Annotated in this window: 23 protein-coding genes; 9 read left to right on the forward strand and 14 right to left on the reverse strand. The window is 53.2% G+C overall.

Translation table 11 applies throughout. From position 1 onward, the window contains the following. Positions 1-25 precede the first annotated feature (25 nt). A complete protein-coding gene (locus tag KNP67_RS07850; protein ID WP_021068046.1) occupies positions 26-1096 on the reverse strand; it encodes a Fe(3+) ABC transporter substrate-binding protein in 1071 nt (356 codons plus the stop codon). A 228-nt stretch (positions 1097-1324) separates the two neighbouring features. Between KNP67_RS07850 and KNP67_RS07855 the strand changes: the two genes are divergently transcribed. Then, the gene (locus tag KNP67_RS07855) at positions 1325-1897 is read left to right on the forward strand and encodes a TetR/AcrR family transcriptional regulator (protein ID WP_058765396.1); all 573 of its coding nucleotides are present in this window, start codon (positions 1325-1327) and stop codon (positions 1895-1897) included. Positions 1898-1921: 24 nt separating this feature from the next. Then, positions 1922-5065 (forward strand): efflux RND transporter permease subunit, encoded by a 3144-nt coding sequence (locus tag KNP67_RS07860; protein ID WP_214756411.1) that lies wholly within the window; start codon positions 1922-1924, stop codon positions 5063-5065. Between the two features lie 49 nt (positions 5066-5114). On the opposite strand, the gene KNP67_RS07865 is transcribed toward KNP67_RS07860, so the two are convergent. After that, entirely contained in the window at positions 5115-5852 is a 738-nt protein-coding gene (locus KNP67_RS07865; RefSeq protein ID WP_214715151.1) for a YwqG family protein, read from the reverse strand. Positions 5853-6003: 151 nt separating this feature from the next. On the opposite strand from KNP67_RS07865, the gene KNP67_RS07870 reads away from it, so the two are divergent. The 5 genes from KNP67_RS07870 (at position 6004) to KNP67_RS07890 (ending at position 9624) form a co-directional block, all read left to right on the forward strand. Beyond that, positions 6004-6360 carry a CidA/LrgA family protein gene (locus tag KNP67_RS07870; protein WP_214756413.1) on the forward strand — a complete coding sequence of 119 codons (357 nt, stop codon included), beginning with the start codon at positions 6004-6006 and terminating at the stop codon, positions 6358-6360. Further along, a complete protein-coding gene (locus KNP67_RS07875) occupies positions 6357-7031 on the forward strand; it encodes an LrgB family protein (protein ID WP_214756414.1) in 675 nt (224 codons plus the stop codon). Before KNP67_RS07870 ends, KNP67_RS07875 begins: the two co-directional genes overlap by 4 nt. A gap of 127 nt (positions 7032-7158) precedes the next feature. Beyond that, positions 7159-8397 (forward strand): peptidase T, encoded by a 1239-nt coding sequence (gene pepT, locus KNP67_RS07880; protein ID WP_214756415.1) that lies wholly within the window; start codon positions 7159-7161, stop codon positions 8395-8397. Between the two features lie 55 nt (positions 8398-8452). After that, positions 8453-8899 (forward strand): SACOL1771 family peroxiredoxin, encoded by a 447-nt coding sequence (locus KNP67_RS07885; protein ID WP_214756416.1) that lies wholly within the window; start codon positions 8453-8455, stop codon positions 8897-8899. 2 nt (positions 8900-8901) lie between these two features. After that, complete coding sequence (locus KNP67_RS07890; protein WP_214756417.1) at positions 8902-9624, forward strand: DNA/RNA nuclease SfsA; 723 nt, start codon at positions 8902-8904, stop codon at positions 9622-9624. A gap of 23 nt (positions 9625-9647) precedes the next feature. Here the strand turns inward: KNP67_RS07890 and KNP67_RS07895 are convergent, their stop codons facing one another. Continuing rightward, the gene (locus KNP67_RS07895; RefSeq protein WP_214756418.1) at positions 9648-10259 is read right to left on the reverse strand and encodes a stage II sporulation protein M; all 612 of its coding nucleotides are present in this window, start codon (positions 10257-10259) and stop codon (positions 9648-9650) included. A gap of 130 nt (positions 10260-10389) precedes the next feature. Here KNP67_RS07895 and KNP67_RS07900 point away from each other — a divergent pair, with 130 nt between their 5' ends. After that, positions 10390-12015 carry an ABC-F family ATP-binding cassette domain-containing protein gene (locus KNP67_RS07900; RefSeq protein WP_024370935.1) on the forward strand — a complete coding sequence of 542 codons (1626 nt, stop codon included), beginning with the start codon at positions 10390-10392 and terminating at the stop codon, positions 12013-12015. Between the two features lie 33 nt (positions 12016-12048). Here KNP67_RS07900 and KNP67_RS07905 read toward each other — a convergent pair whose 3' ends face one another. Next, entirely contained in the window at positions 12049-12804 is a 756-nt protein-coding gene (locus tag KNP67_RS07905) for a FixH family protein (RefSeq protein ID WP_131471667.1), read from the reverse strand. A gap of 278 nt (positions 12805-13082) precedes the next feature. On the opposite strand from KNP67_RS07905, the gene KNP67_RS07910 reads away from it, so the two are divergent. Next, positions 13083-14276: a LysM peptidoglycan-binding domain-containing protein gene (locus tag KNP67_RS07910; RefSeq protein ID WP_214756419.1), complete on the forward strand. Its 1194-nt coding sequence runs from the start codon at positions 13083-13085 to the stop codon at positions 14274-14276. A gap of 37 nt (positions 14277-14313) precedes the next feature. Here the strand turns inward: KNP67_RS07910 and KNP67_RS07915 are convergent, their stop codons facing one another. From KNP67_RS07915 to KNP67_RS07960, 10 genes are all read right to left on the reverse strand, one after another. Next, on the reverse strand, positions 14314-15324 hold the full coding sequence (locus KNP67_RS07915; protein WP_214756421.1) for a ThiF family adenylyltransferase: 1011 nt from the start codon (positions 15322-15324) through the stop codon (positions 14314-14316). Then, positions 15321-15785 carry a cyclic pyranopterin monophosphate synthase MoaC gene (gene moaC, locus KNP67_RS07920; protein WP_214756423.1) on the reverse strand — a complete coding sequence of 155 codons (465 nt, stop codon included), beginning with the start codon at positions 15783-15785 and terminating at the stop codon, positions 15321-15323. The genes KNP67_RS07915 and moaC overlap by 4 nt, the downstream gene beginning before the upstream one ends. 3 nt (positions 15786-15788) lie before the next feature. Further along, a complete protein-coding gene (locus tag KNP67_RS07925) occupies positions 15789-16016 on the reverse strand; it encodes a MoaD/ThiS family protein (protein ID WP_015880400.1) in 228 nt (75 codons plus the stop codon). Beyond that, the gene (locus KNP67_RS07930) at positions 16013-16468 is read right to left on the reverse strand and encodes a molybdenum cofactor biosynthesis protein MoaE (protein ID WP_015880399.1); all 456 of its coding nucleotides are present in this window, start codon (positions 16466-16468) and stop codon (positions 16013-16015) included. The genes KNP67_RS07925 and KNP67_RS07930 overlap by 4 nt, the downstream gene beginning before the upstream one ends. Beyond that, complete coding sequence (gene mobB, locus KNP67_RS07935; RefSeq protein WP_214756425.1) at positions 16446-16922, reverse strand: molybdopterin-guanine dinucleotide biosynthesis protein B; 477 nt, start codon at positions 16920-16922, stop codon at positions 16446-16448. The genes KNP67_RS07930 and mobB overlap by 23 nt, the downstream gene beginning before the upstream one ends. After that, positions 16898-18133: a molybdopterin molybdotransferase MoeA gene (locus KNP67_RS07940; protein ID WP_214756426.1), complete on the reverse strand. Its 1236-nt coding sequence runs from the start codon at positions 18131-18133 to the stop codon at positions 16898-16900. The genes mobB and KNP67_RS07940 overlap by 25 nt, the downstream gene beginning before the upstream one ends. Beyond that, positions 18133-18681, reverse strand: a complete 549-nt coding sequence (locus tag KNP67_RS07945) for a molybdenum cofactor guanylyltransferase (RefSeq protein WP_214756427.1) — start codon at positions 18679-18681, stop codon at positions 18133-18135. Before KNP67_RS07945 ends, KNP67_RS07940 begins: the two co-directional genes overlap by 1 nt. Beyond that, positions 18678-19181, reverse strand: coding sequence for a MogA/MoaB family molybdenum cofactor biosynthesis protein (locus KNP67_RS07950; protein WP_114164944.1), 504 nt, complete (start codon positions 19179-19181; stop codon positions 18678-18680). The genes KNP67_RS07945 and KNP67_RS07950 overlap by 4 nt, the downstream gene beginning before the upstream one ends. Before the next feature lie 5 nt (positions 19182-19186). After that, on the reverse strand, positions 19187-20194 hold the full coding sequence (gene moaA / locus KNP67_RS07955; protein WP_214756428.1) for a GTP 3',8-cyclase MoaA: 1008 nt from the start codon (positions 20192-20194) through the stop codon (positions 19187-19189). A gap of 63 nt (positions 20195-20257) precedes the next feature. After that, positions 20258-21574, reverse strand: coding sequence for an MFS transporter (locus KNP67_RS07960; RefSeq protein WP_211781932.1), 1317 nt, complete (start codon positions 21572-21574; stop codon positions 20258-20260). Between the last annotated feature and the right edge of the window lie 145 nt (positions 21575-21719).

Below are 21719 nucleotides of genomic sequence, written 5' to 3' on the forward strand. Positions count from 1 at the left end.
AACGTTTGTTCAAGCCGAAGTCTTCTTATTTCCAGCCCGCTTCGTTGAAGAGACGGATGGCTTCTTGTTGATGTTCTCCAAGTGCCGAGAGGTTGATGTCTTGCTCTTTGAACTCACCCCATGATTGGAGGAGTTCGTTCGGTTCAACCGATTCGTTGACCGGATACTCATAGTTCGCGCTAGCGAACTGTTCTTGTGCTGACGGATCAGACATGAATTCCATGAGTTTCTTCGCGTTATCTGAGTTCTTCGATGCTTTTGTCATCGCGATTCCTGAGATGTTCACGTGTGTCCCCGTCGTGTCTTGGTTCGGGAAGAAGACGCCGAGTTGCTCAGCCACTTTCTTCTCTTCCGCGTCTTCCGAGTTCAACATGAGACCCATATAGTATGTGTTCATGATGGCGACATCACCTTCACCGGCCACGACTGCTTTCGCTTGGTCACGGTCGTTTCCTTGTGGGTCGCGTGCAAAGTTATTGACCATACCTTTCGCCCACTCTTTTGCCTGGTCGACACCGTTCACTTCGATGAACGAGGCGAGGAGCGAGATGTTGTACATGTTCTCAGACGGACGGACGAGAACTTTGCCGTTCCACTGTTCTTCTGTGAGTGCTTCATACGTTGACAAGTCTTCTGGTTTCACGCGGTCTTTCGCATAGACGATGACACGGGCCCGCTTCGTGAGACCGAACCATTCTTTGTCTGTGTCACGGTATTTCTCAGGGACGTTTGACTCAAGCACGTCGCTATCGACCGCTTGCAGATGTCCTGCTTCTTTCGCTTGATACAAGTTCCCTGCATCCGCTGTGATGAAGAGATCGGCTTCCGTGTTGTCGCCTTCTGTGTTCAAACGCTCGAGCAACTCATCGCTTTTCCCTTCGACGACGTTGACTTTCACGCCTGTCTCTTCTTCGAACTGCTTGTAAAGCTCTTTATCTACATCATAGTGACGGCTCGAGTAAACATTGACGACTTTTGACTCTTCTGCTGTCTCGTTGTCGCTTGAAGTCGTCGTTTCTTCTGTGCTGGCGCAAGCCGCAAGAAGTGATGTCGTGAGCGCAGCCGAAAGGCCAAGTGCCATGTACTTTTTGTTCATTTCATAATCCCCCACTTATTCATCTCTAATATTGGTAATGATAATTACTCTCAGTTACTATCATCACTGATAATCATTCTCACGTCAACCTTTTTTTGAAATCGTTTACCATAGTTATAAACACATAACTTAACAGTTTTAACATCATCATGCCTTGACTTCAAAATGACTATCCCCCTATAGTAAAAGAGAACAAACCGTCTGGTCGGTACAGAAAGGAGGTATGACATGACAAACCGATCAATGATCACGAAACAGAAATTGTTGGATGCCGCGACGGATATCATCATGGAGCATGGTGTACATCATCTTACATTAGATGAAGTCGCCAAGACGGCTGGCGTCTCGAAAGGTGGTCTCCTATATCATTATCCATCCAAAGAAGCGCTGTTGACCGCAATCGTCGAACGGCTTCAAACCGAGCAAAACGAGTTGTACGAGTCGCTTCAAGCCGACGGCAACGGTCCTGTCGAAGCGTTCGTTCGCCTGTTTGACGAGACGAAACTCCATCCCGAGCGTTCACCGATTCACATCGACGCCGAGAAAATGATTGCCTTCTTGACGCTATTCGCTGTCGACCAGGAATACGCCGAACGGTGGAAGCACGACCTCGACACGTTCTTCTCAGCGTTTCAACAGACGAGCGACCCCGTCGAGACGATGATTATCCGTTATGCACTCGAAGGGATGATGATGTCCGAGCACTTTAACGTCGGCGTCGCCCCTCCCGCCCTAAAACAAGACATTATCGCTCGCTTGATCGAGCGAGCCCGGAACATCGATTCGGGTAAAACAGACTAACCCATCAGAGGAGAAATGAACCCCATGCAGAAAATCACGTCCTTCTCCGTCAACAACAAGTTCGCAGTCTGGTTGATGACGATCATCTTGACGGCCGCCGGAATTTTCGCCGGCTTGACGATGAAACTAGAAACGTTGCCTGACATCACGACACCGACCGTCTCGGTGACGACGATTTACCCAGGCGCTTCACCTGAACAAGTGCTCGACGAAGTCAGTACCGTGCTCGAAGAACGCTTGAAGAGCTTGAACGGCGTCGAACAAGTTCGATCGTCTTCGTTCCAGAACGCTTCAAACATTCAAATCGATTACGATTTCAGCACTGATATGGAAGAAGCTGAACAACTCGTCAAAGACGCGCTCAGCAACGTCGAGTTGCCGGAAGCCGTCCAAGACCCGCAAGTGTCGCGTCTCAGCTTTGACGCATTCCCGGTCATCGGGGCAGCCGTCTCAGATGAGAGTCTCGATTTGGCCGAATTGACGAAATTGGTCGAAGATGAGTTACAACCGGCCCTTGAAGGGGTCGAAGGCGCTCAGACCGTCCAAATCGCCGGACAAGAGATTCGTCGTGTCGAGCTTCAGTTCGATGAGGAGGCACTCGCCGAATACAACTTGACGGAAGACACGGTCAAACAGTTGATTCAAGCGAACGATGCCCGCATCGCGCTCGGCCTATATGAACTCGGTGATACGGAACAAGCCGTCGTCATCGACGGGAAGTCGGAGACGCTCGAAGCGTTCCGCGACCTCCAAATCCCGTACTCACCCGCACAAACGGAACAGCCGGTGCCAGGTGCGCCAACGGAACTTCCGACTGGCGAGACCCCACAAGTCCCGACTGAAGTGCCAGGTGCCGTCCCACCTGCCAACGTCCCGACAACCGTACCGACCGTCGCCTTGAGCGAACTCGCGACGATTGAAGACCGCGGCGTCGAGGAATCGATTTCACGGTCGAACGGGGAACGTTCCATCGGGATTCAAGTGACGAAAACGCAAGACGCGAACACCGTCGATGTCGTCAACGCCGTCAAAGATGTGCTCGCCGACTTCGAAGCCGACTATGACACGGCCAACGTCACAGTCACGCTCGACCAAGGCCAACCGATTGAAGAATCGGTCGAGACGATGGTCTCGAAAGCGTTACTCGGTGGTCTGTTCGCCATCTTGATTATTCTCGTGTTCCTTCGTAACTTCCGCTCGACGATTATTGCGGTCATCTCCATCCCGCTCTCGCTCTTGATGGCGTTGATCGTCTTGAAACAGCTCGACATCACGCTCAACATCATGACGCTCGGCGCGATGACCGTCGCCATCGGGCGGGTCGTCGATGACTCCATCGTCGTCATTGAGAACATTTACCGTCGCCTCACACGTTCGAACGAGACATTGCGCGGCAAAGAACTGATTATCGCTGCGACGAAAGAAGTGTTCGTCCCAATCGCGTCTTCGACGATTGTCACAATCGCCGTCTTCTTACCGCTAGGCTTCGTTACTGGATTCGTTGGTGAACTGTTCTTGCCGTTCGCATTGACCGTCGTCTTCGCCTTGCTCGCGTCACTTCTCGTCGCGATCACGGTCGTTCCGATGATGGCCGACTCGTTCTTCAAGAACCGCGACAAGTTGAAACCGGAAGAAGGTCCCGGAAAGCTTGCCGAATGGTATCGCGGCGTCCTCAACTGGTCGCTCAACCATAAACTCGTCGTCTTTGGTCTCGCGACAGCACTCCTAATTGGAAGTTTCGCCCTCGTCCCAGCCATCGGCGTCAACTTCTTGAACCAAGAGTCTGAGAAGACGCTTTTCGTCACGTTCGACCCAGAACCGGGTCAAACCCTTGACGATTCAATCGCGGCAGCTGAAGTTGCCGAGACGTACTTCATGGAAGAGCAAGCGAACGCGACCGACGTTCAATTCACGGTCGGTGGTGAGAACCCGCTCAACCCTGGCAATAATAAACAAGGAATCTTCATCGTCCAGTATGATCCGGACACGGAAGACTTTGCTGACGTCAAAATCGCCGATGTCGAACGCTTGAACGAACTCGCCACAGGCGGTGAGTGGAAAGAACAAGACTTCACTGGCGGTGCCGGGACGAGCGGTGTGACGTACAACGTCTATGCCAACTCGCTCGAAGACTTAGAAGCCATCGTCCCGACGTTCATCGAGACGATTGAAGAAGAAACGGACTATGTCCGTCAAGCAACGTCAGATTTGCGTGAATCGTACGTTCAGTACACGTTCAACGTCGACCAACAAGCTGCTGCTGAGGCAGGCGTCTCGGCCGCTCAGCTCGCACAGACGATTGGTCAGTTCCAAGCGCAAGAGAGCCCGCTCTCGACGGTGACGATTGATGACAAACAACTCGACGTCGTCATCCCGACCGAACAAGTCACGTACGACAGCATTGACGAGTTGCAAGAACAAGAAGTAACGACGCCGTTCGGACCGCGTCCAATCTCGGACTTCATCGAAGCTGAGGAAGGCACGACACCAGACACGCTCGTCCAGCGCGATGGAAAACTATTAGCTCGTGTCAACGTCGAACTCAGTACAGACAAAGCGACGGAAGCTTCGGCTGCCATCGAGGAACGTGTGGCTGACATCGAGCTTCCGGCTGGCGTCTCGTATGATGTCGGTGGTGTCACTGAACAGATTGAAGAATCGTTCACCCAGCTCGGTCTCGCGATGCTCGCGGCCGTCGCCATCGTTTACTTGGTGCTCGTCATCACGTTCGGTGGTGCCGTCACGCCGTTTGTCGTCCTGTTCTCGCTCCCTTACGCGATTATCGGGGGACTTGTCGCCCTCCTCATCACAGGTGAGACCATCTCGGTATCTGCCTTGATCGGTGCGCTCATGTTGATCGGGATTGTCGTCACGAACGCCATCGTCTTGATTGACCGCGTCATTCATAAAGAAGAAGCCGGTCTCTCGACGCGTGATGCATTGCTCGAGGCAGCCGGTACGCGTCTCCGTCCGATCCTCATGACGGCGCTCGCGACGATTGGTGCCCTTGCACCGCTCGCCCTCGGCCTCGAAGGCGGCGCCTTGATCTCGAAAGGTCTCGGTGTGACCGTCATCGGCGGATTGACAAGTTCGACGCTGTTGACGCTCCTCATCGTCCCAATCGTGTATGAGTTCTTCGCACGGTTCCGTAAGAAAAAACAAGCATAATTCAAAAAGAGAGTTGACCGTGGACATTGGCCAACTCTCTTTTTTGTGTTCAATGGCATTGCATGATGATTTCGGTCTCTTCAAACCGTTTGGCTCGGAGCGCATCGGTCGGGATCAAGAAATAGAGAATACCCGCGTCACCGAACATGACGTCGAGCTCTTCTGTCGAGTCCATTTGGAAAAGGAGGAACGGATCGCTGAAACGGTCACCGTACGTGTCTTCCACTTCTTCGAACACATCGTTTTGCACTTCGTCCGGATGTCCGCCGATCGCGTGCACCTCGCCTTCATCGAACAACTCTTCTAAGGCGATGTACTCGTCTTCAGTCATGAGATTGAATAACGTATCAACGTTCGGTGCGTAGGATTCCTCGAACGCGACGGCCCGTTCATTGAGCGCCTCGCCGATCCGGACCCGTTCAAGTGTCGTCGTTTCGGTGTAGAAAACTCGCCAAAGATGACGTTCATCCGCATCACCCCAAGGCTGTTCCTCCATATCATAAAAGAAAGAGAGCAATCCTTGTTTCGGAAGCGCCTCGACCGACTCGAAGCCTACGAAGTCGCTCAAGCGAAATTGCGCTAAAAACGTCAAGTTTTCTCCCGGATGGTCCGACACACTCGGTAAATCTGGGTAACCGCCAAATTTTGAATGTCCGATGGCCACTTCTTCTCGAGCAGTCCGTGGTACGAGCTTCAAGTTGATCCGTTTCGTGAATGCTGCCAAGACTTCGTTCCCGTCCTTAATCCCATGTGTTTGTATAAACTGCTTTACCGCTTGTAGTTCCATCTCCACACCTCGTTTATATAGGATGCTCATAGTGTATCACAGCGAACGTACGTACCCATTCTCTTTTTTGTCATCGCCTCTCTCTTGACCTAGATGATAAAGTTTGAGAGAATCCATACGTTTTGAACTTATTCGCGAAAGGGTGTCACATATGCAACGTCTTATCAAATGGGTAATCGGCCTTTCGCTCTTGTTTGGCTTGAGCGCACTCGGCAATTGGATCGTCGCGACGCTTGATTTAAAAGTTCCTGGGAGCGTCATCGGCATGGTTTTCTTACTGCTCTTATTGATGACCAAATTGATTCGTGTCGAGTGGATTGAAGACAGCGCTGGTTTTTTAACGAAGCATCTCGCCTTCTTCTTTATACCGATCGCGGTCGGACTCATGTCGTACAGTGATTTATTAAAGGTGGAAGGCGTGCCGCTCTTTGCCGCCATGATCATCAGTCTATTCGTCGGTCTCATCGTTACCGCCCTCATCTCCGGAAGACGAGGTGAAGCATCATGACGTTATTTTGGGTGCTCGTCACCATCGGAGTCTACATGTTCAGCCGCAAACTGTCCTTTAAATGGGCGTCCCCGTTTACGAACGTCGTCTTCTTGAGTACGGCGACATTGATTGTGGTGTTGCTCTTGTCCGGACAGACGTACGAGACATATGCCCCGGCCAGAGACGCCATCACGACGCTGCTCGGACCAGCTACGGTCGCACTCGGATTGCCGCTCTATCGCAACTTGCCCATCTTGCTCGCACGTGCGAAACGGGCGCTCGGGGCCATCATGTTCGGGACGCTGTCGACGATTTTCGTTGCTGTTGGCTTAGGGACCGCGCTCAAATTGACGGATCACGTCTTGCTCGCCTTGTCCGTCAAATCAGTAACGTCACCGATTGCCTTAGAATTGGCACGGCAATTACAAGGTGACGCTGCACTCGCCGCTTCGGTCGCCGTCGCTTGCGGGATTCTCGGGGCCATGCTCGGTCCGACGATTCTCACGCGCTTCAACGTGACCGACCCGTTCACGCGTGGACTTGCGCTCGGGACGCTCAGCCACGGCATCGGAACGGCCCAAGCCGCGACGGAACATCCACTGTCAGGGGCCACGGGCGGAGCGGCGATGGGTCTGTCTGCCATCTTCACATCATTCATGTTACCGTTTCTACTTCCTCTTCTGTTTTGATTTGGGAAGAACTCGGGCACGGAGAGGCCTTCGCGCCTCTCTTTTTATTTTCAAACAATTTCGATACTTTTCAAAACGGCTCTCATGCTACACTAATTGAGAACAGATTGATCAGAGGAGGTAGACCATGCAATCGAAATTGATTGAACGTTTAATCACGTATGCAAAAATTGATACACAGTCCGACTTCACGAGTGAGACGACACCGTCGACGGCGAAACAATGGGACTTGATTCGTCATCTTGAGGCCGAGTTGAAAGCGATTGGACTCGCAGACGTCGAGACGGATGAATACGGCTACTTGTTCGCGACACTTCCGAGTAACGTCGACCATGATGTACCGACGATCGGCTTACTTGCCCACGTCGATACGGCGACCGACTTCACCGGGACGAACGTCAACCCGCAACTCGTCGCACATTACGAGGGTGGCGATATTGTCTTGAACGAGGCGCTCCAAGTCATCTTGTCGCCGCGTGACTTCCCGGAGCTCGACGGCTATGTCGGACATACGCTCATCACGACAGACGGCACGACCTTGCTCGGTGCCGATGACAAAGCCGGTATGGCCGAAATCGTCACTGCGGTCGAATACTTATTGGCCCATCCGGAGATTCCGCACGGACCGGTCCGGATCGCCTTCACACCGGACGAAGAAATTGGACGCGGCCCGCACAAGTTCGACGTCGCTCGCTTCAACGCCGACTTCGCCTATACGATGGACGGCGGTCCCCTCGGCGAACTCCAATATGAGAGCTTCAACGCCGCTGGTGCCACGGTCACGTTCCATGGGACGAACGTCCACCCGGGCAGTGCCAAAAACAAGATGGTCAACTCGATGAAATTGGCGATGGCGTTCCACAACCGCCTTCCGGCTGATGAGGCCCCAGAGCATACGAGCGACTACGAAGGCTTCTTCCATCTGAACGGCTTCTCTGGCGACGTGGAGACGACGACGTTGCAATACATTATCCGTGACCACGACCGCACGAAGTTCGAGGCGCGCAAAGCGTTGCTTGAAAAGCTCGTCGTCGAATGGAAACAGAAGTACGGCGAAGCTCGCGTTGACTTAAAAATGGACGACCAATACTACAACATGGCCGAGAAAATCGAGCCAGTGAAATACATCGTCGATACGGTCGCCGACGTCATGCGCGAACTTGGAATCGAACCGAAAATCGAACCGATTCGCGGTGGTACGGACGGTTCGCAACTGTCGTATATGGGACTCCCGACCCCGAACATCTTCACGGGCGGTGAGAACTATCACGGCAAGTTCGAGTACGTCTCCGTCAACAACATGGAAAAAGCGACCCACGTCATCATCCAGACGCTCCGCACGTTCGCTGAACGCGCGCGAGCATAACACATGCGCCTCCAATCGTTCTCTTCTAGAATAGAGACATTGGAGGCGATTTTTTATGAAGCATACGTTTCAAATGAACCTCGATTGGACCGGCGGACGCAACGACGTCGGAACAATCGAGGCCGAACGGTTAAAGACACAGATATCGATTCCCCCGGAAATGGACGGGCCCGGCGTCGGCACGAACCCGGATGAGATGTTGCTCGGTGCTGCGGCGACGTGCTATATCATCACGCTCGCGGCCATGCTCGGTCGAAGCGAACTGCCACACCAAGGCATCACCATCGACGCCGAAGGCATCGTCGACGTGACGAACGGTGTCTTCACCTACGAGACGATTCGCTACGCGACAAACATCAACGTGCCACAGACGGCGACAGACCGTGACATCACGCTCGTCGAACGGATCGCCAAAAAAGCGAAGGACGGCTGTATGATTTCGCGCGCCTTGGCCGGCAACGTCACGTTCGAGCTCGACACGACGGTCACCCGCGTCGACTGACGATGATCCGTTTCGAACGACCGTTGATGGAAGGCACGATCGTCAAGCGGCGCAACCGCTTCATCATGGATGTCTTGCTCGACGATGAAATCGTCGCGTGTCACTGTCCGGTCACGGGGCGAATCGGCGACCTCGTCTTTGACGGTGTGCCATGTCTCGTCTCAGAGGCACCGATTTCCACACGCCGGACTCGGTTCACGGTCGAGGCGATCTCAGTGGACACGGACAATCAATGGATCGGGATTCATCAAGGACAAGTCAACGACCATGTCGCCCATCTATTGTCCTCGACACAACTCGACGTCTTCCCGTCTGCCCAACACGTGGAGCGTGAAGTCCTCATCGACTCGTCACGCCTCGACTTCAACGTCGATGGCGTGTACATGGAAGTGAAGACCCCGCTCGCCGAACTGTTCGTGACGCCGATGCCTCATGTTTCACGAGACGCGGTCAAGGCGCCCGTCGAGACGAAACGATTCCTCCGCCACTTGGAGGCGCTCATCTCGACCTTGCCGGAAACCGGTCGGGCCGTGCTGTTATACGTCTTCTTGTACGACGCGCCCGTCTTCACCGGTCATCCGAACCGAAGACACGACACCTTGATTCGCCAACGGCTTCGCGACGCGACCGTGGATGGACTGGAAGTGTGGCAATTGAACTGTCGTTTCACGGCAGAAGGCATCGTCCCGCTCCGTTGCGTTGAGACAACACCTCACTTCAATTGAAAAAGCCATCGTTGATGGCTTTTTCACTGTAATAACAATGGGGTCACGTACGCCTCGATGACAGCGGAGATCGCAAGGAGCGGAACCGCAATCAACACGAACGTCTTCACCCCAGCGAGAAACAGCGCCTTGAATGTGACGTCCGTCTCTTTCCCGCGCAGCTTCTTCCACACATGACGGTTAAGCGATAACCCCATCGCCGCTCCGAGTAAGATGGCCGAGATCTCGGTGATCCCGTGCGGCAAGATGCCGAGCACGATGACCCGAATCACAGATTCGCCAGCGAACCCGACGAGCATGGCGACCAGGCCGATGACCGCGGCGTTGATGACGACGAACACGTATGGAATGAAGAGTGGGATCAACCCGAATAGAAATGCAAACAGCGTGACACGGGTATTGTTCACGAACAAGGCGATCATCGTCTCGCGCGCGCTCGAATCGAACGTCAATCCCCTCGATTCAAACGTATCCCCGAGCTGGGCTAAAATCTCGTCTATTTGATTAGGTGCGATGACCGATCGAAACAAGAAGTACGATCCGATGCCCGTGATGATGAATAGCATCCACAGGCGCAGAAAGTCTTTCCGATAATAGTTCGACCATGCCTCGCGAATGGATAGCGATGTTTTCATTTGAATTCCCCCTTACCAAGCTATACGAATCTCGTCAACGTTTGTTTCATTTTCCCCACAACTGCGCGTTTTCAAAAAACGTGATACAATACACGTCGTAAACAAATCAGAAAAACGAGGGATCCTATACATGATTACAGTAAATAACGTAAGTCTCCAATTCGGTGGCCGCAAGTTGTTCGAAGACGTGAACATCAAGTTCACACCAGGCAACTGTTACGGCTTGATCGGCGCAAACGGCGCCGGGAAGTCAACATTCTTAAAAATTCTTGCCGGTGAGCAAGACACGACAACAGGTGACGTCAGCTTCTCGCCTGGCGAACGCCTCGCCGTCCTCAAACAGGACCATTACGCGTACGAAGACCAAGCGGTACTCGAGACGGTCATCATGGGCCACGAGCGTTTATATCAAGTCATGAAAGAGAAAGACGCCATCTATATGAAGGAAGATTTCTCTGACGAAGATGGTATGCGCGCGGCTGAACTCGAAGGCGAATTCGCCGAGATGAACGGTTGGGAAGCCGAATCAGAAGCAGCCATGGTCCTTCAAGGACTCGGCATCACGGACGCGTCACACCACAAGCTCATGAGCGAGCTCACAGGTGGCGAGAAAGTCAAAGTCCTCCTTGCTCAAGCATTGTTTGGCAAACCTGACATTCTTCTCCTCGATGAGCCGACGAACGGTCTTGACCTCAAGGCGATTCAATGGCTCGAAGAGTTCTTGATCAACTTTGAGAACACCGTCATCGTCGTATCCCATGACCGTCACTTCTTGAACAAAGTGTGTACGCACATGGCCGACCTCGACTTCGGGAAGATTCAATTGTACGTCGGTAACTACGACTTCTGGTACGAGTCGAGCCAACTCGCTTCACGTATGGCCAACGACCAGAACAAGAAAAAAGAAGAGAAAATCAAAGAACTTCAAAACTTCATCGCCCGCTTCAGCTCGAACGCCTCGAAGGCGCGTCAAGCGACGTCGCGTAAGAAGTTGCTCGATAAAATCACGCTCGACGATATCCGTCCATCATCACGTCGCTATCCGTTCGTCGGTTTCTCGATGGAACGTGAAATCGGGAACGACGTGCTCTACGTCGACAACGTCTCGAAGACGATTGATGGCGTCAAAGTACTCGACAACGTCACGTTCTCACTCAACAAGACGGACAAAGTCGCATTCGTCGGCCGTTCGGACGTTGCCATTACGACTCTCTTCAAAATCATCATGGGCGAGATGGAACCGGACACGGGTACGGTCAAATGGGGCGTGACGACGACACAGTCGTACTTCCCGAAAGACAACTCGGAATACTTCGAAGGCTCGGATAAGAGCATCTTGGATTGGTTACGCCAGTTCTCACCAGCCGACGAGTCGGATACGTTCCTTCGCGGTTTCCTCGGACGTATGCTCTTCTCAGGCGAAGAAGTCATGAAGAAAGCATCTGTCCTCTCAGGGGGAGAGAAAGTGCGTTGCATGCTCTCGAAAATGATGCTCTCGAACTCGAACGTCCTCGTCCTCGACGATCCGACGAACCACTTGGATCTCGAGTCGATCACAGCGCTCAACAACGGTCTCGAAACGTTCAAAGGCGTACTCCTCTTCAGCTCGCATGACCATCAGCTCATCTCGACGATTGCCACGCGCATCATCGAAGTGACGCCGAACGGGATTGTCGACAAAGAAGCGACGTACGACGAGTTCCTCGAGAACGAATCGCTTCAACAGCAAGTCGAGTCACTCTATCAGAACGCATAAGAAAAATCGATCGGCCGCGGCCGATCGATTTTTTTATTTGACCTCGACCGTCTCCATGATATGTTCATGGATGTCGTGTCCTTTCGTCACGTGGACTTGAACGTTGTATATGCCTGACTCTTTGAATGTATGCTCACCTTCATAGCTTCCGCCTTCCGTTTCATCAAGCTTCACCCAGTCGTGCTTGTCCGCTCCGTCTTTGAACACTTCGAGTTGGACGTCCGCACCCGTCAACGCCTCATGCTCAATTTCGACGTTGACTGTGAACGGTTGGACTTCATTGGCGACAGCTTGAGTCGGATCAAGGACAATGTCTGCTCCCGCGTGGTTGTGATGGTCTTGCTCAGCTTCAGACTCAGCCTCGGCCGCCGTCTCCGGATGGCCGACCGTAACGTTAGTCGTCGGCATCGTATGCATCGAACGGGCCGTCACATGGACTTGCACCGTGTAAACTGCTTCTTCGACAAACGTCGTCTCCGCCTCGTAGACTCCATCTTCTGTGAGCGACGCTTTCGTCATCTCACTCTCTTCCTTGGCACCATTTTTCCAGACCTCGAACTTAATCTCGTCGGCATCATCGACCGCTTCACCGTCTTGTGTGACGCGAACCGCCAACGTGACCGTCTCGTCTTTGTCCGCCGTGGCCGGAACGTTTAATTCTGCTTCTACCGGTTCCATCGACTGCACCGTCTCCGTACCACTGGCCGTTTCATCGGCTCCGCACGCCCCAAGGACGAATAGACCGACGAGACCAAATGCCACCCCGAACCGTTTCATTGATTTACTCATGTTGAATCCCCCTATTCAATCACTTACATTCCTCACACATTGTTCATGATAGCACCCTTTTTTAGGAAATGTGTGAGGATTGTGTGATATTTGACACGTTTGTCACTCATAAATCGAACACAAATATTGAGAGTCATTCTCCAAAAATTCCTTTCCCTATTTTTAGGGTTAGACGATGTTTACCACTAAAAGGGGGTATATAAAATATATACACAGCTCAATATATGGAAAGCCTTAACATCAAGATACATACACCCAAGAATGGAGGCGAAACCATAATGAAGAGCAAGTTTGTACGTGTGTTGATGGCCTTGTTGATCATGTTGGCACCTTTAGTCGCTTATCCAAAATCGGCTGACGCCGCCGCTTCGAAATTCATCACGAGCGTGAATACGACGAGTAAAGTTGTCGCGTTGACGTTCGATGACGGGGCGGATGGTGCGAATACGAATAAGATTTTGGACATACTTGCCAAGAACAACGTCAAAGCCACTTTCTTTTTGACTGGATCAGGCGCCAATAACCATCCTCAATACATTAAAAACATCGCAGCTAAAGGTCACCAACTCGGTAACCATTCGTATACCCATCCAGACTTCACAAAGTTGACCGCCACGCAAATGAAATCAGAACTTGATCGGACGGAAGCGCTCATTAAATCGCTTACTGGCAAAAAGACAAAACCAATCTTCCGGGCACCGTTCGGCGCCGTCAATAGCGCCGTGTTGAGCGGAGTCGGCGCTGCCGGCTACGGTTATACGATTCAATGGAACATCGATACCGTGGACTGGAAAGGAGTCACTGCTAGCCAAATCAATACGAAAGTACAGGCGAACATCAAACCAGGCTCAATCGTCTTGATGCACACCGGTGCCGGCGCTCCAGGTACACCACTCGCCTTGCCGACGATGATTGCCCAGTTGAAAGCGAAAGGCTACAAGTTCGTCACCGTCTCGCAATTGCTCGCTTACCAAAACACATCTACCAGCAAAACGTATACCGTCAAATCAGGCGATACCCTTTATAGCATCGCCCGAGCTTACAACGTCACAGTCGCTGCGCTCGCTGCGGCCAACAAAATTACAAACTACAGTCTCATCTATGTCGGACAAGTGCTCGTCATCCCGGGTACCACTGTAACTCCTCCACCTACGACGACCGTCAAGTATACGGTTAAATCGGGTGACACGCTCTATAAGATCGCCACTTTGTACAAAACGACCGTCGCTAAGATTGCAGCCGCCAACAATATTACGAACGTCAACTCCATCTATGTCGGACAAGTACTGATCATCCCAGGTACAACCGTCACACCACCGACGACTACGGTGAAATACACGGTAAAATCAGGGGATACGCTCTACAAGATTGCGACGATGTATAACACGACTGTCGCTAAGATTGCAGCCGCCAACAATATTACGAACGTCAGCTTGATTAGCGTCGGGCAAGTGCTTACAATCCCACGCTAACCAAAAAAGTGTCCTCCGCTTTTCGGGGGACACTTTTTTATGCGCCAAGACACTCATCGACCATCGCGATTGCGACGTTCGCGTCATCAATTCCATGGACGAGCACACGACCGTCTTTAAATAAAAGCATCCGATGATTCCGCCATCGCCATTCTAATGTGAACGGTGTCTGTTTTACAGCGATGTCCGCACGCTCGAGTTGATGGGCGATTGGTTCAAGCCCTTCGATGGACCGACGGACTTGGACGACGTCACGCCCACAGAGGAGTGCTGTCTGTTGCCGATTCGGGACGAGGCTCGGATAGTCGTGAATTTGACAAGAAGGACAAGACACATCGACGAGACGTGCGACATCTAGTCGCTGTGACTGGTTTTCCCACATATCTTCAATCAAGAGTCGACGTTCCATCTTTTCATGACGCCCCGTCAAATATTTCAATGCCTCAACGGCTTGACGACTTGCCACATGTTGAACGATTGGCGCTACCACCCCCGCTGTCGCGCACGTTTGCCCGGCTAGCGGCAAATGACGCATGAGACAACGAAGACACGGCGCGTCTCCCGGCATCACCGTATAATTCATGCCGTATGCCCCGACGCAAGAGGCAAACAAGAACGGAATGCCACGTTCGAGTGCGAAATCGTTCAATAGAAGACGCGTCTCGACGTTATCGGTTGCGTCCAAGATGAGATCAACGGACGGCAAAGGCCGAAGCCAATCCCACGAGACATCGGCGATTTGCGCGTCCAACTCAACGTCTGAGTTGATGGCCCGCAGGCGTTCGAGCGCTGCGACCGCTTTCGGCGTCTCGGAACGTGCGTCCTGTTCCGTATAGAGCGTCTGTCGTTGTAAGTTCGTCACCTCGACATAGTCGCGGTCGACGAGGATGAGCGAGACGCCGGCCCGAACAAGTTGATCGCTAACGGCCGCCCCGAGCGCGCCGAGACCGACGACGAGCACGCGTTTCTCCATCAGACGTTCTTGGCCCTCCACCCCGATGCCGTGGAACCGGGCCTGCCGCGCGTAACGTTCTGGGACAGGTGTCATCGGATGTAGTCCCCTGACTTCCCGCCTTGTTTCTCGAGCAAGTATGTCGGTCCGATGACGATGCCTTTATCGACTGCTTTCGTCATATCGTACACGGTCAAGGCGGCGACCATTGCTGCTGTCAACGCCTCCATTTCGACACCGGTATCGCCTTTCGTCTTCACAAACGACTCGATGATGAGCTGTGTCCCGTCCCATTCGAACGTCAAATCGACTTTTTTCAAGGCGAGTGTATGACACATCGGGATGATGCGACTCGTCTCTTTGGCGGCCATGATGCCAGCCACTTGAGCGACAGCGAGTACATCCCCTTTTGCAAGACCCCCATCCGTGATGAGTTGTTTGAGTTCACCGCTCAGTTCAACTGATGTACGGGCCCGAGCAGTACGTGTCGTTTCCGGTTTATCCGAGACATCGACCATCCTCGCCCGCCCTTGGTTGTTCATATGTGTCAATTCCATCGTTTACCCTCCGCTCACCATTGGAATGACGGCGACCGTGTCCCCGTCTGCAACCGTGTATTCGTCCGTCTCATAGCGCTCATTGACCGCGAACATGAGACGTTCCGCTCCTGACACGCCCCGCTCGGCCAAATCCGCTCGCAAGGCGGCGATTGTTTGTGGCGCTGAAACGGTATAGGACCGGACCGCCAACTCTTCTGCCACGTGGGCAAAACATAATACCTCAATCATGTGTACGTCACTCCTTCCGGGCGTCCTGGGTGTTGTTCTTTTTGATCACCCATCCATTTCGTGCCGTCGGTCCAATGCTCCCGTTTCCAAATCGGGACAATTTCTTTGATCCGTTCGATGGCGTAACGATTCGCCTCGTAGGCGTCGGCGCGATGGGAAGAACTCGTCGCGATGACGACCGCTTCTTCCATGATATCGAGTCGTCCAATCCGGTGATGGATCGCCGTCAACGCACCAGGCCAACGTTCCGCCACTTCTTTCGCGATTTGTTCGAGCATCTTCTCGGCCATCGGCACGTATGATTCATACTCCAAGAGTTCGGTCTGTTTGGAACCAGTCATTTCTCGCACCGTCCCGATAAACAGCACGACCGCCCCGACGTTTCGATGCCGGACCGTTTCGTAAAGTGCCATCGGTTCGAGCGGATGTTCATTCACTTGATACCATTTCATCCTCCATCCACCTTTCCACTGAACGCATCAACCGGTCCTTGTCTGCCATGGAGTCTCCGCGTGCAATCACGTTCGTCACATCGACCGGTTGTTCATGCCCGTCTCGCACGAGCACCACTTTCGGATAATCTTTCCGTTTGTATCCTTCGATGAGCACGATGTCGACGTGCGCCTCGTACCAGTTGAGGAGCAATTCAAACGTATCGACCGCTTGCCACTCGATCAACGTCCCGTCCTCACCAATCACACTCGATAGCACGGCACCGGCCAACGCGTGACGGTGCGAGTCAGTCATCGGCAAGTCGAACGATCCTCCGTGACCGTGGTGCTTGATGACGCCGACACGGAGCCCCGTCGCCGACAAGCGTGTTGTCAGCTCGGAGACGAACGATGTCTTGCCGCTATTTTGATAGCCGACCACTTGTAAAATCAAAGCCGATCGATGATTCGACATCGCACCGTGTCTCCTTTCTGAAACCCTCTCGTCCCGCCTGGCAGATGAATCAACGCGTTACACGTCGCGAGCGAGGAGACGATGCCCGACTTATCTTTACCGCTCGGATGAACGACCGTCTGCCCGGTCGCATCAATCGTCACATGTCCACGGACGAAGCGGTCGAACGGATTCGGTTTCGGGAAATCGACACCGAGTTCCGCCAAAATGACAGGACGTTCCGTTTGTCCGAACAACGTCTTCATGTACGTACCGACAAACAGTTCCGTGCCGACAAAACAGGCAGACGGATTGCCGGATAAACCGAACAACAGCCGACCTTCGACATGCGCGACCGTCGTGACGGATCCTGGCCGCATCCCGACTTTATTAAACAGTACTGTCGCTCCGAGCGCCTCATACACATCCGGTAAATAATCGAAATCGCCGACCGATACCCCGCCTGTCGTGACGATGGCATCACTCGTCTGAAGCGCTTCTTCGACCGCCCGCTTCGTCGAAGTGAACGTATCCGGCAAGATGCCGCCATACGTTGCCATGCCGCCAAGCTCCTCGATTTGGGCAAGAATCATATACGCATTCGAATTATAAATTTGCCCGTCGGCTTTCTTCCGCCCCGGTTCGACGAGCTCGTCTCCAGTCGCGAACACGGTGATGTGCGGTTTCACGTACACGTCGACTTGTTCATAGCCGAACGTTGCGAGCAAGGCGATGACGCCTGGATTGATGCGGGTGCCTCGTCCGACGATATGCGTTCCTGCCGCCACATCTTCCCCGCGATAGGAGATGTTGGCATCACGGGCCGGTCGTTTGAACGTCACGACTCGTTCATCCGCTTGTACGAGCTCGAGCATGACGACCGCATCGGCTCCGTCTGGAATTTTTGCCCCGGTCATGATGCGAATCGCCTCGCCGGCGCGGAGCGGTTCTCCGACGTGTCCAGCTCCCTGAACGTATTGAATGGGTAATGTCACCGGTTCATCGCGGTTCGCAGTCAACAAGTCCGCGGAGCGGACAGCAAAACCGTCATACGGCGACTTGTCAAACGCCGGAACGTCATGCGTCGCGACGAGATCCAGCGCTAAAATCCGTCCGTTCGTCCGATACAACGGTACCGTTTCCGTCCGACCTCTCCCCGTCGCTTCTTCGACGCGTGCGACCGCCTCGTCAACGGCGAGCGGCTTACGAAATAGCGTCGATCCCTTTTCCATTACTCCACTTCCTTTCCTAGCACTTCTTCATAATCTCTCGGTGTGTTCACATTTTTAAACCAGTCCCGTTCAGCAAACGAGACGATTGTCGCCTCTGTCAAGTGAGGCATGACCGCCCGTTCGCCTCGACGTAACGCGGCTTCGAACTGGGACAGTATCGAGCGGGGATACAAGGCGATGAGCGGATGGATTCGATTGTCGGCGTAGGCGACAACCGGCTGATTCCCTCGTTCTATCGCAAGCCGTTCATAAACGGTCGGCGGCAACAAAGGTGTATCACACGCACAGATGGCATACCATTCAGCCGGGACGTGCCGCATGACGGTGACGATGCCAGCGAGCGGCCCCATGCCGCACCATTCCCTGTCGTCTTCGAGTTGATAGGGTGTCATCGACTGTCCGGCCGGCACGACGCTCCATTGGGACGTCGTCGTGGTACTAAGCGTCTGTCGTGCCCGGTCTTCAAACGAGACGTCCTCATAACGGGCTTTCCATTTGGGAGACCCGAACCGACGTGACTTCCCGCCTGCCAAGACGATCCCAATCATCGTGTCGCTTCCCAGACGATATGGGAGAGCTCAGGGAGAATCAAGCGAGTCATCGCCAAGTCGACGGCGCCTCGCGACCCTGGCATCGAAAAGATGATCGTATCCCCGATGCGTCCTGCTAAAGCTCGCGACAACATCGCCGCCGGTCCGATATCTTCCGTGAAGCTGACATAACGGAACAACTCGCCGAAGCCGACCATTTCCCGGTCAAGCAGCGGTCGAATCGTCTCAATAGTGACGTCCCGTTTCGTGATGCCCGTTCCCCCGGTCGTCAAGATGACGTCCATTTTTTCGTCGACCATTCGTCTAACGGCCGCTTCGATTTCAAATGGGTCATCTTTCGTGATCTCGCGGTATGTGACCGTATGTGCTTCTTCTTTTAACAGCGTGCAAATATGTTCGCCTGACACGTCCGTATCGAGTGTTCGCGTATCCGAGATCGTTAAAATCGCTGCCCGGACACGCTGTGTGTTTTGATGTACATGGTTGTGTGCTTGCATCGTCTTCATCCTCCGATATAACTCATTTCAATCCGGTTACGTGTCCGACTCCCAGTTCGCGACCGTTCTTCCGAATAGCGGTCGTCCCGTATTTCCCATACCATTTTCAGTGTCATGGCAATCAATTCATCGCTCGCCCCACTGCGGAGCAATTCGCGGATATCGGTCCCGTCTTCTGCGAACAGGCACGTGTACCATTTGCCATCACTCGATAGGCGGCCTCGCGTGCACGTTCCGCAGAACGGTTGGCTGACCGAAGAGATGAAGCCGACTTGCGCCCCATCCGTGTAACGGTAACGTTGTGCGACTTCTCCTAGTGTTTCGGGTGCAAGCGGTTCAAGTAATCCATTTCGTTGTTTCAACACCTCAAGAATCGATTCAGACGACACGACATGTTCGACGTTCCATTCATTCGCCGTGCCGACATCCATGAACTCGATGTAACGGAGTGTGATGTTCCGTTCTTTGAAATACGCGGCCATAGGGGCGACTTCATGATCGTTCCAGCCTTTTCGGACGACCATGTTCACTTTCACTTCGAGCCCTTGCCGTTTCGCCTCATCGATTCCTCGTAATACCGTCTCGGGCGACGTGCCGCGTCCGTTCATCATCCCGAACGTCTCGGCCGATAGGGCGTCTAGACTGACGTTGACCCGGTCGAGCCCAGCTTGCTTCAAAACTTTCGCCATCCGTTCTAAATAGACGCCGTTCGTCGTCAACCCGATCGTCTCGATGGTCGTGACCGCGCGAAGGCGGCGAATCAGTTCATCGAGATTCGGCCTGAGTAGCGGTTCGCCCCCGGTCAGACGCACTTTTTTCACGCCGTGTGGGGCGATGATGCGAACGAAGCGCTCGATCTCGTCAAACGATAACAACTCATCTCGTTTTAAAAATTGGTGGTGGCGGAACGCCTCTTCCGGCATGCAGTATCGGCAACGAAAGTTGCATTTATCAATGACTGAGATGCGTAAGTCTTCCAACGGTCGTCTCCGTCGATCGGTCCATGGTGTCATCTTGGTTCATCCTTTCTATCCATCAACGACAGCAGGGACCCTCACAGTCCCTGCGTCGATTTGTCAGCGAATCGGCTTTTCAGCACCGCTGCGCAAGTAATAATAAATTGTGGTGGCAATCGAGATCGCATAGAGCCCTAGCATGACGAACAACGCACCGTTGAACGAACCGACGAGCTCGAGCGACCAACCGAACATCTTCGGAATGAAGAAGGCGCCGTAAGCAGCAAACGCTGCCGAGAATCCGACGACGGCCGGTGTCTTCGTCGCCACGAACACGTGGGGAATCATCGCGAACGTCGCTCCAGAGTTGAGTCCTGTTGCGATGAACAAGACGACGAAGGAGATGAAAAACATCGTCAAGTTGCTGTTCGTGATGGCCATGATGACACTGATCGTACCGAGCGCCATGATTCCGAACACGATTAATGTCACTTTGGCCGCTCCGATCTTATCACTGATCCAGCCCCCGAACGGACGCGAAGAGGCGCCAAGGAATGCACCAAGGAAGGCGAGCGCCATCAAGTCCGACTCAGGGAACTTTAACTTTAAAATCATCGGGAACGCTGCGGCATATCCAATGAAGGAACCGAACGCCGCCGTGTAGAGCAACGTTTGAATCCAAAAATGTTTGTCTTTAAACACGCTCGCCTGTTCACGAAGCGATTGACGCGCGGTCGGTAAGTTATCCATGAACAAGTATGCGCAGACCGTCAAAATGATGGTCGGCACGACCCAAAGGAGCGCGGCGTTTTGAAGCCAAATCTCTTCGCCGGTCTCGGTCACGAGGGCGTTCCCGCCGATGAACCCGAAAATACTTGTCGTGATGACGAGCGGTGTGATCAATTGGACGAGCGAGACGCCCAAGTTCCCGATGCCTCCGTTAATCCCTAGCGCCGTCCCTTTTTTCGCTTTCGGATAAAACGCGCCGATGTTGGCGTTTGATGACGAGAAGTTTCCGCCGCCTAGTCCGCAAAGTGCGGCCAAAATCATGAATACCCAATACGGCGTATTAACGTTTTGAACGGCATAGGCGATGCCTAGGAGCGGCAACAACAAAATCGATGTCGAGAAGATCGTCCAGTTCCGACCGCCGAATATACTGTTTGCGAACGTATAGAAAAAGCGCAACGTCGCCCCGACGAGTCCAGGTAGGGCGGCCAACGTGAACAACTGGCCTTGCGTAAAGCTAAACCCGATTGAATTCAATTGGACGGCCGCGACCGACCACATTTGCCAGACGATGAATGCAAGCGTCAGTGCCGGGACCGAGACGAGCAAGTTCCGATTGGCGACTTGTTTTCCCGTTCCTTCCCAAAATCCCACATCCTCTGGCTTCCACTCGGCGAGTGCGTGTGACCCTTTGTCTAATTGTTGCATGGTCTATTCCTCCTCTTAACGGTTCAATTCGTACCCTAATCCCATCCTATCGGCCGTCCCCTTAAAAAAGTGTGCCTTCTTTCACACTTATTTCGCATCTTGAGTTTTTTTCTCACCCTGTCATCAATCTGTGACAAAATCGCCT

Origin of the sequence: Exiguobacterium sp. s157 (assembly GCF_018618205.1) — a bacterium.
GTDB lineage: Bacteria > Bacillota > Bacilli > Exiguobacteriales > Exiguobacteriaceae > Exiguobacterium > Exiguobacterium chiriqhucha.

What these genes read in the sequence shown, in the direction of transcription:
- KNP67_RS07850 (WP_021068046.1), bottom strand. Translation starts at nt 1,096, where the DNA reads ATGAACAAAAAGTACATGGCACTTGGCCTTTCGGCTGCGCTCACGACA.
- KNP67_RS07855 (WP_058765396.1), top strand. Translation starts at nt 1,325, where the DNA reads ATGACAAACCGATCAATGATCACGAAACAGAAATTGTTGGATGCCGCG.
- KNP67_RS07860 (WP_214756411.1), top strand. Translation starts at nt 1,922, where the DNA reads ATGCAGAAAATCACGTCCTTCTCCGTCAACAACAAGTTCGCAGTCTGG.
- KNP67_RS07865 (WP_214715151.1), bottom strand. Translation starts at nt 5,852, where the DNA reads ATGGAACTACAAGCGGTAAAGCAGTTTATACAAACACATGGGATTAAG.
- KNP67_RS07870 (WP_214756413.1), top strand. Translation starts at nt 6,004, where the DNA reads ATGCAACGTCTTATCAAATGGGTAATCGGCCTTTCGCTCTTGTTTGGC.
- KNP67_RS07875 (WP_214756414.1), top strand. Translation starts at nt 6,357, where the DNA reads ATGACGTTATTTTGGGTGCTCGTCACCATCGGAGTCTACATGTTCAGC.
- pepT (WP_214756415.1), top strand. Translation starts at nt 7,159, where the DNA reads ATGCAATCGAAATTGATTGAACGTTTAATCACGTATGCAAAAATTGAT.
- KNP67_RS07885 (WP_214756416.1), top strand. Translation starts at nt 8,453, where the DNA reads ATGAAGCATACGTTTCAAATGAACCTCGATTGGACCGGCGGACGCAAC.
- KNP67_RS07890 (WP_214756417.1), top strand. Translation starts at nt 8,902, where the DNA reads ATGATCCGTTTCGAACGACCGTTGATGGAAGGCACGATCGTCAAGCGG.
- KNP67_RS07895 (WP_214756418.1), bottom strand. Translation starts at nt 10,259, where the DNA reads ATGAAAACATCGCTATCCATTCGCGAGGCATGGTCGAACTATTATCGG.
- KNP67_RS07900 (WP_024370935.1), top strand. Translation starts at nt 10,390, where the DNA reads ATGATTACAGTAAATAACGTAAGTCTCCAATTCGGTGGCCGCAAGTTG.
- KNP67_RS07905 (WP_131471667.1), bottom strand. Translation starts at nt 12,804, where the DNA reads ATGAGTAAATCAATGAAACGGTTCGGGGTGGCATTTGGTCTCGTCGGT.
- KNP67_RS07910 (WP_214756419.1), top strand. Translation starts at nt 13,083, where the DNA reads ATGAAGAGCAAGTTTGTACGTGTGTTGATGGCCTTGTTGATCATGTTG.
- KNP67_RS07915 (WP_214756421.1), bottom strand. Translation starts at nt 15,324, where the DNA reads ATGACACCTGTCCCAGAACGTTACGCGCGGCAGGCCCGGTTCCACGGC.
- moaC (WP_214756423.1), bottom strand. Translation starts at nt 15,785, where the DNA reads ATGGAATTGACACATATGAACAACCAAGGGCGGGCGAGGATGGTCGAT.
- KNP67_RS07925 (WP_015880400.1), bottom strand. Translation starts at nt 16,016, where the DNA reads ATGATTGAGGTATTATGTTTTGCCCACGTGGCAGAAGAGTTGGCGGTC.
- KNP67_RS07930 (WP_015880399.1), bottom strand. Translation starts at nt 16,468, where the DNA reads ATGAAATGGTATCAAGTGAATGAACATCCGCTCGAACCGATGGCACTT.
- mobB (WP_214756425.1), bottom strand. Translation starts at nt 16,922, where the DNA reads ATGTCGAATCATCGATCGGCTTTGATTTTACAAGTGGTCGGCTATCAA.
- KNP67_RS07940 (WP_214756426.1), bottom strand. Translation starts at nt 18,133, where the DNA reads ATGGAAAAGGGATCGACGCTATTTCGTAAGCCGCTCGCCGTTGACGAG.
- KNP67_RS07945 (WP_214756427.1), bottom strand. Translation starts at nt 18,681, where the DNA reads ATGATTGGGATCGTCTTGGCAGGCGGGAAGTCACGTCGGTTCGGGTCT.
- KNP67_RS07950 (WP_114164944.1), bottom strand. Translation starts at nt 19,181, where the DNA reads ATGCAAGCACACAACCATGTACATCAAAACACACAGCGTGTCCGGGCA.
- moaA (WP_214756428.1), bottom strand. Translation starts at nt 20,194, where the DNA reads ATGACACCATGGACCGATCGACGGAGACGACCGTTGGAAGACTTACGC.
- KNP67_RS07960 (WP_211781932.1), bottom strand. Translation starts at nt 21,574, where the DNA reads ATGCAACAATTAGACAAAGGGTCACACGCACTCGCCGAGTGGAAGCCA.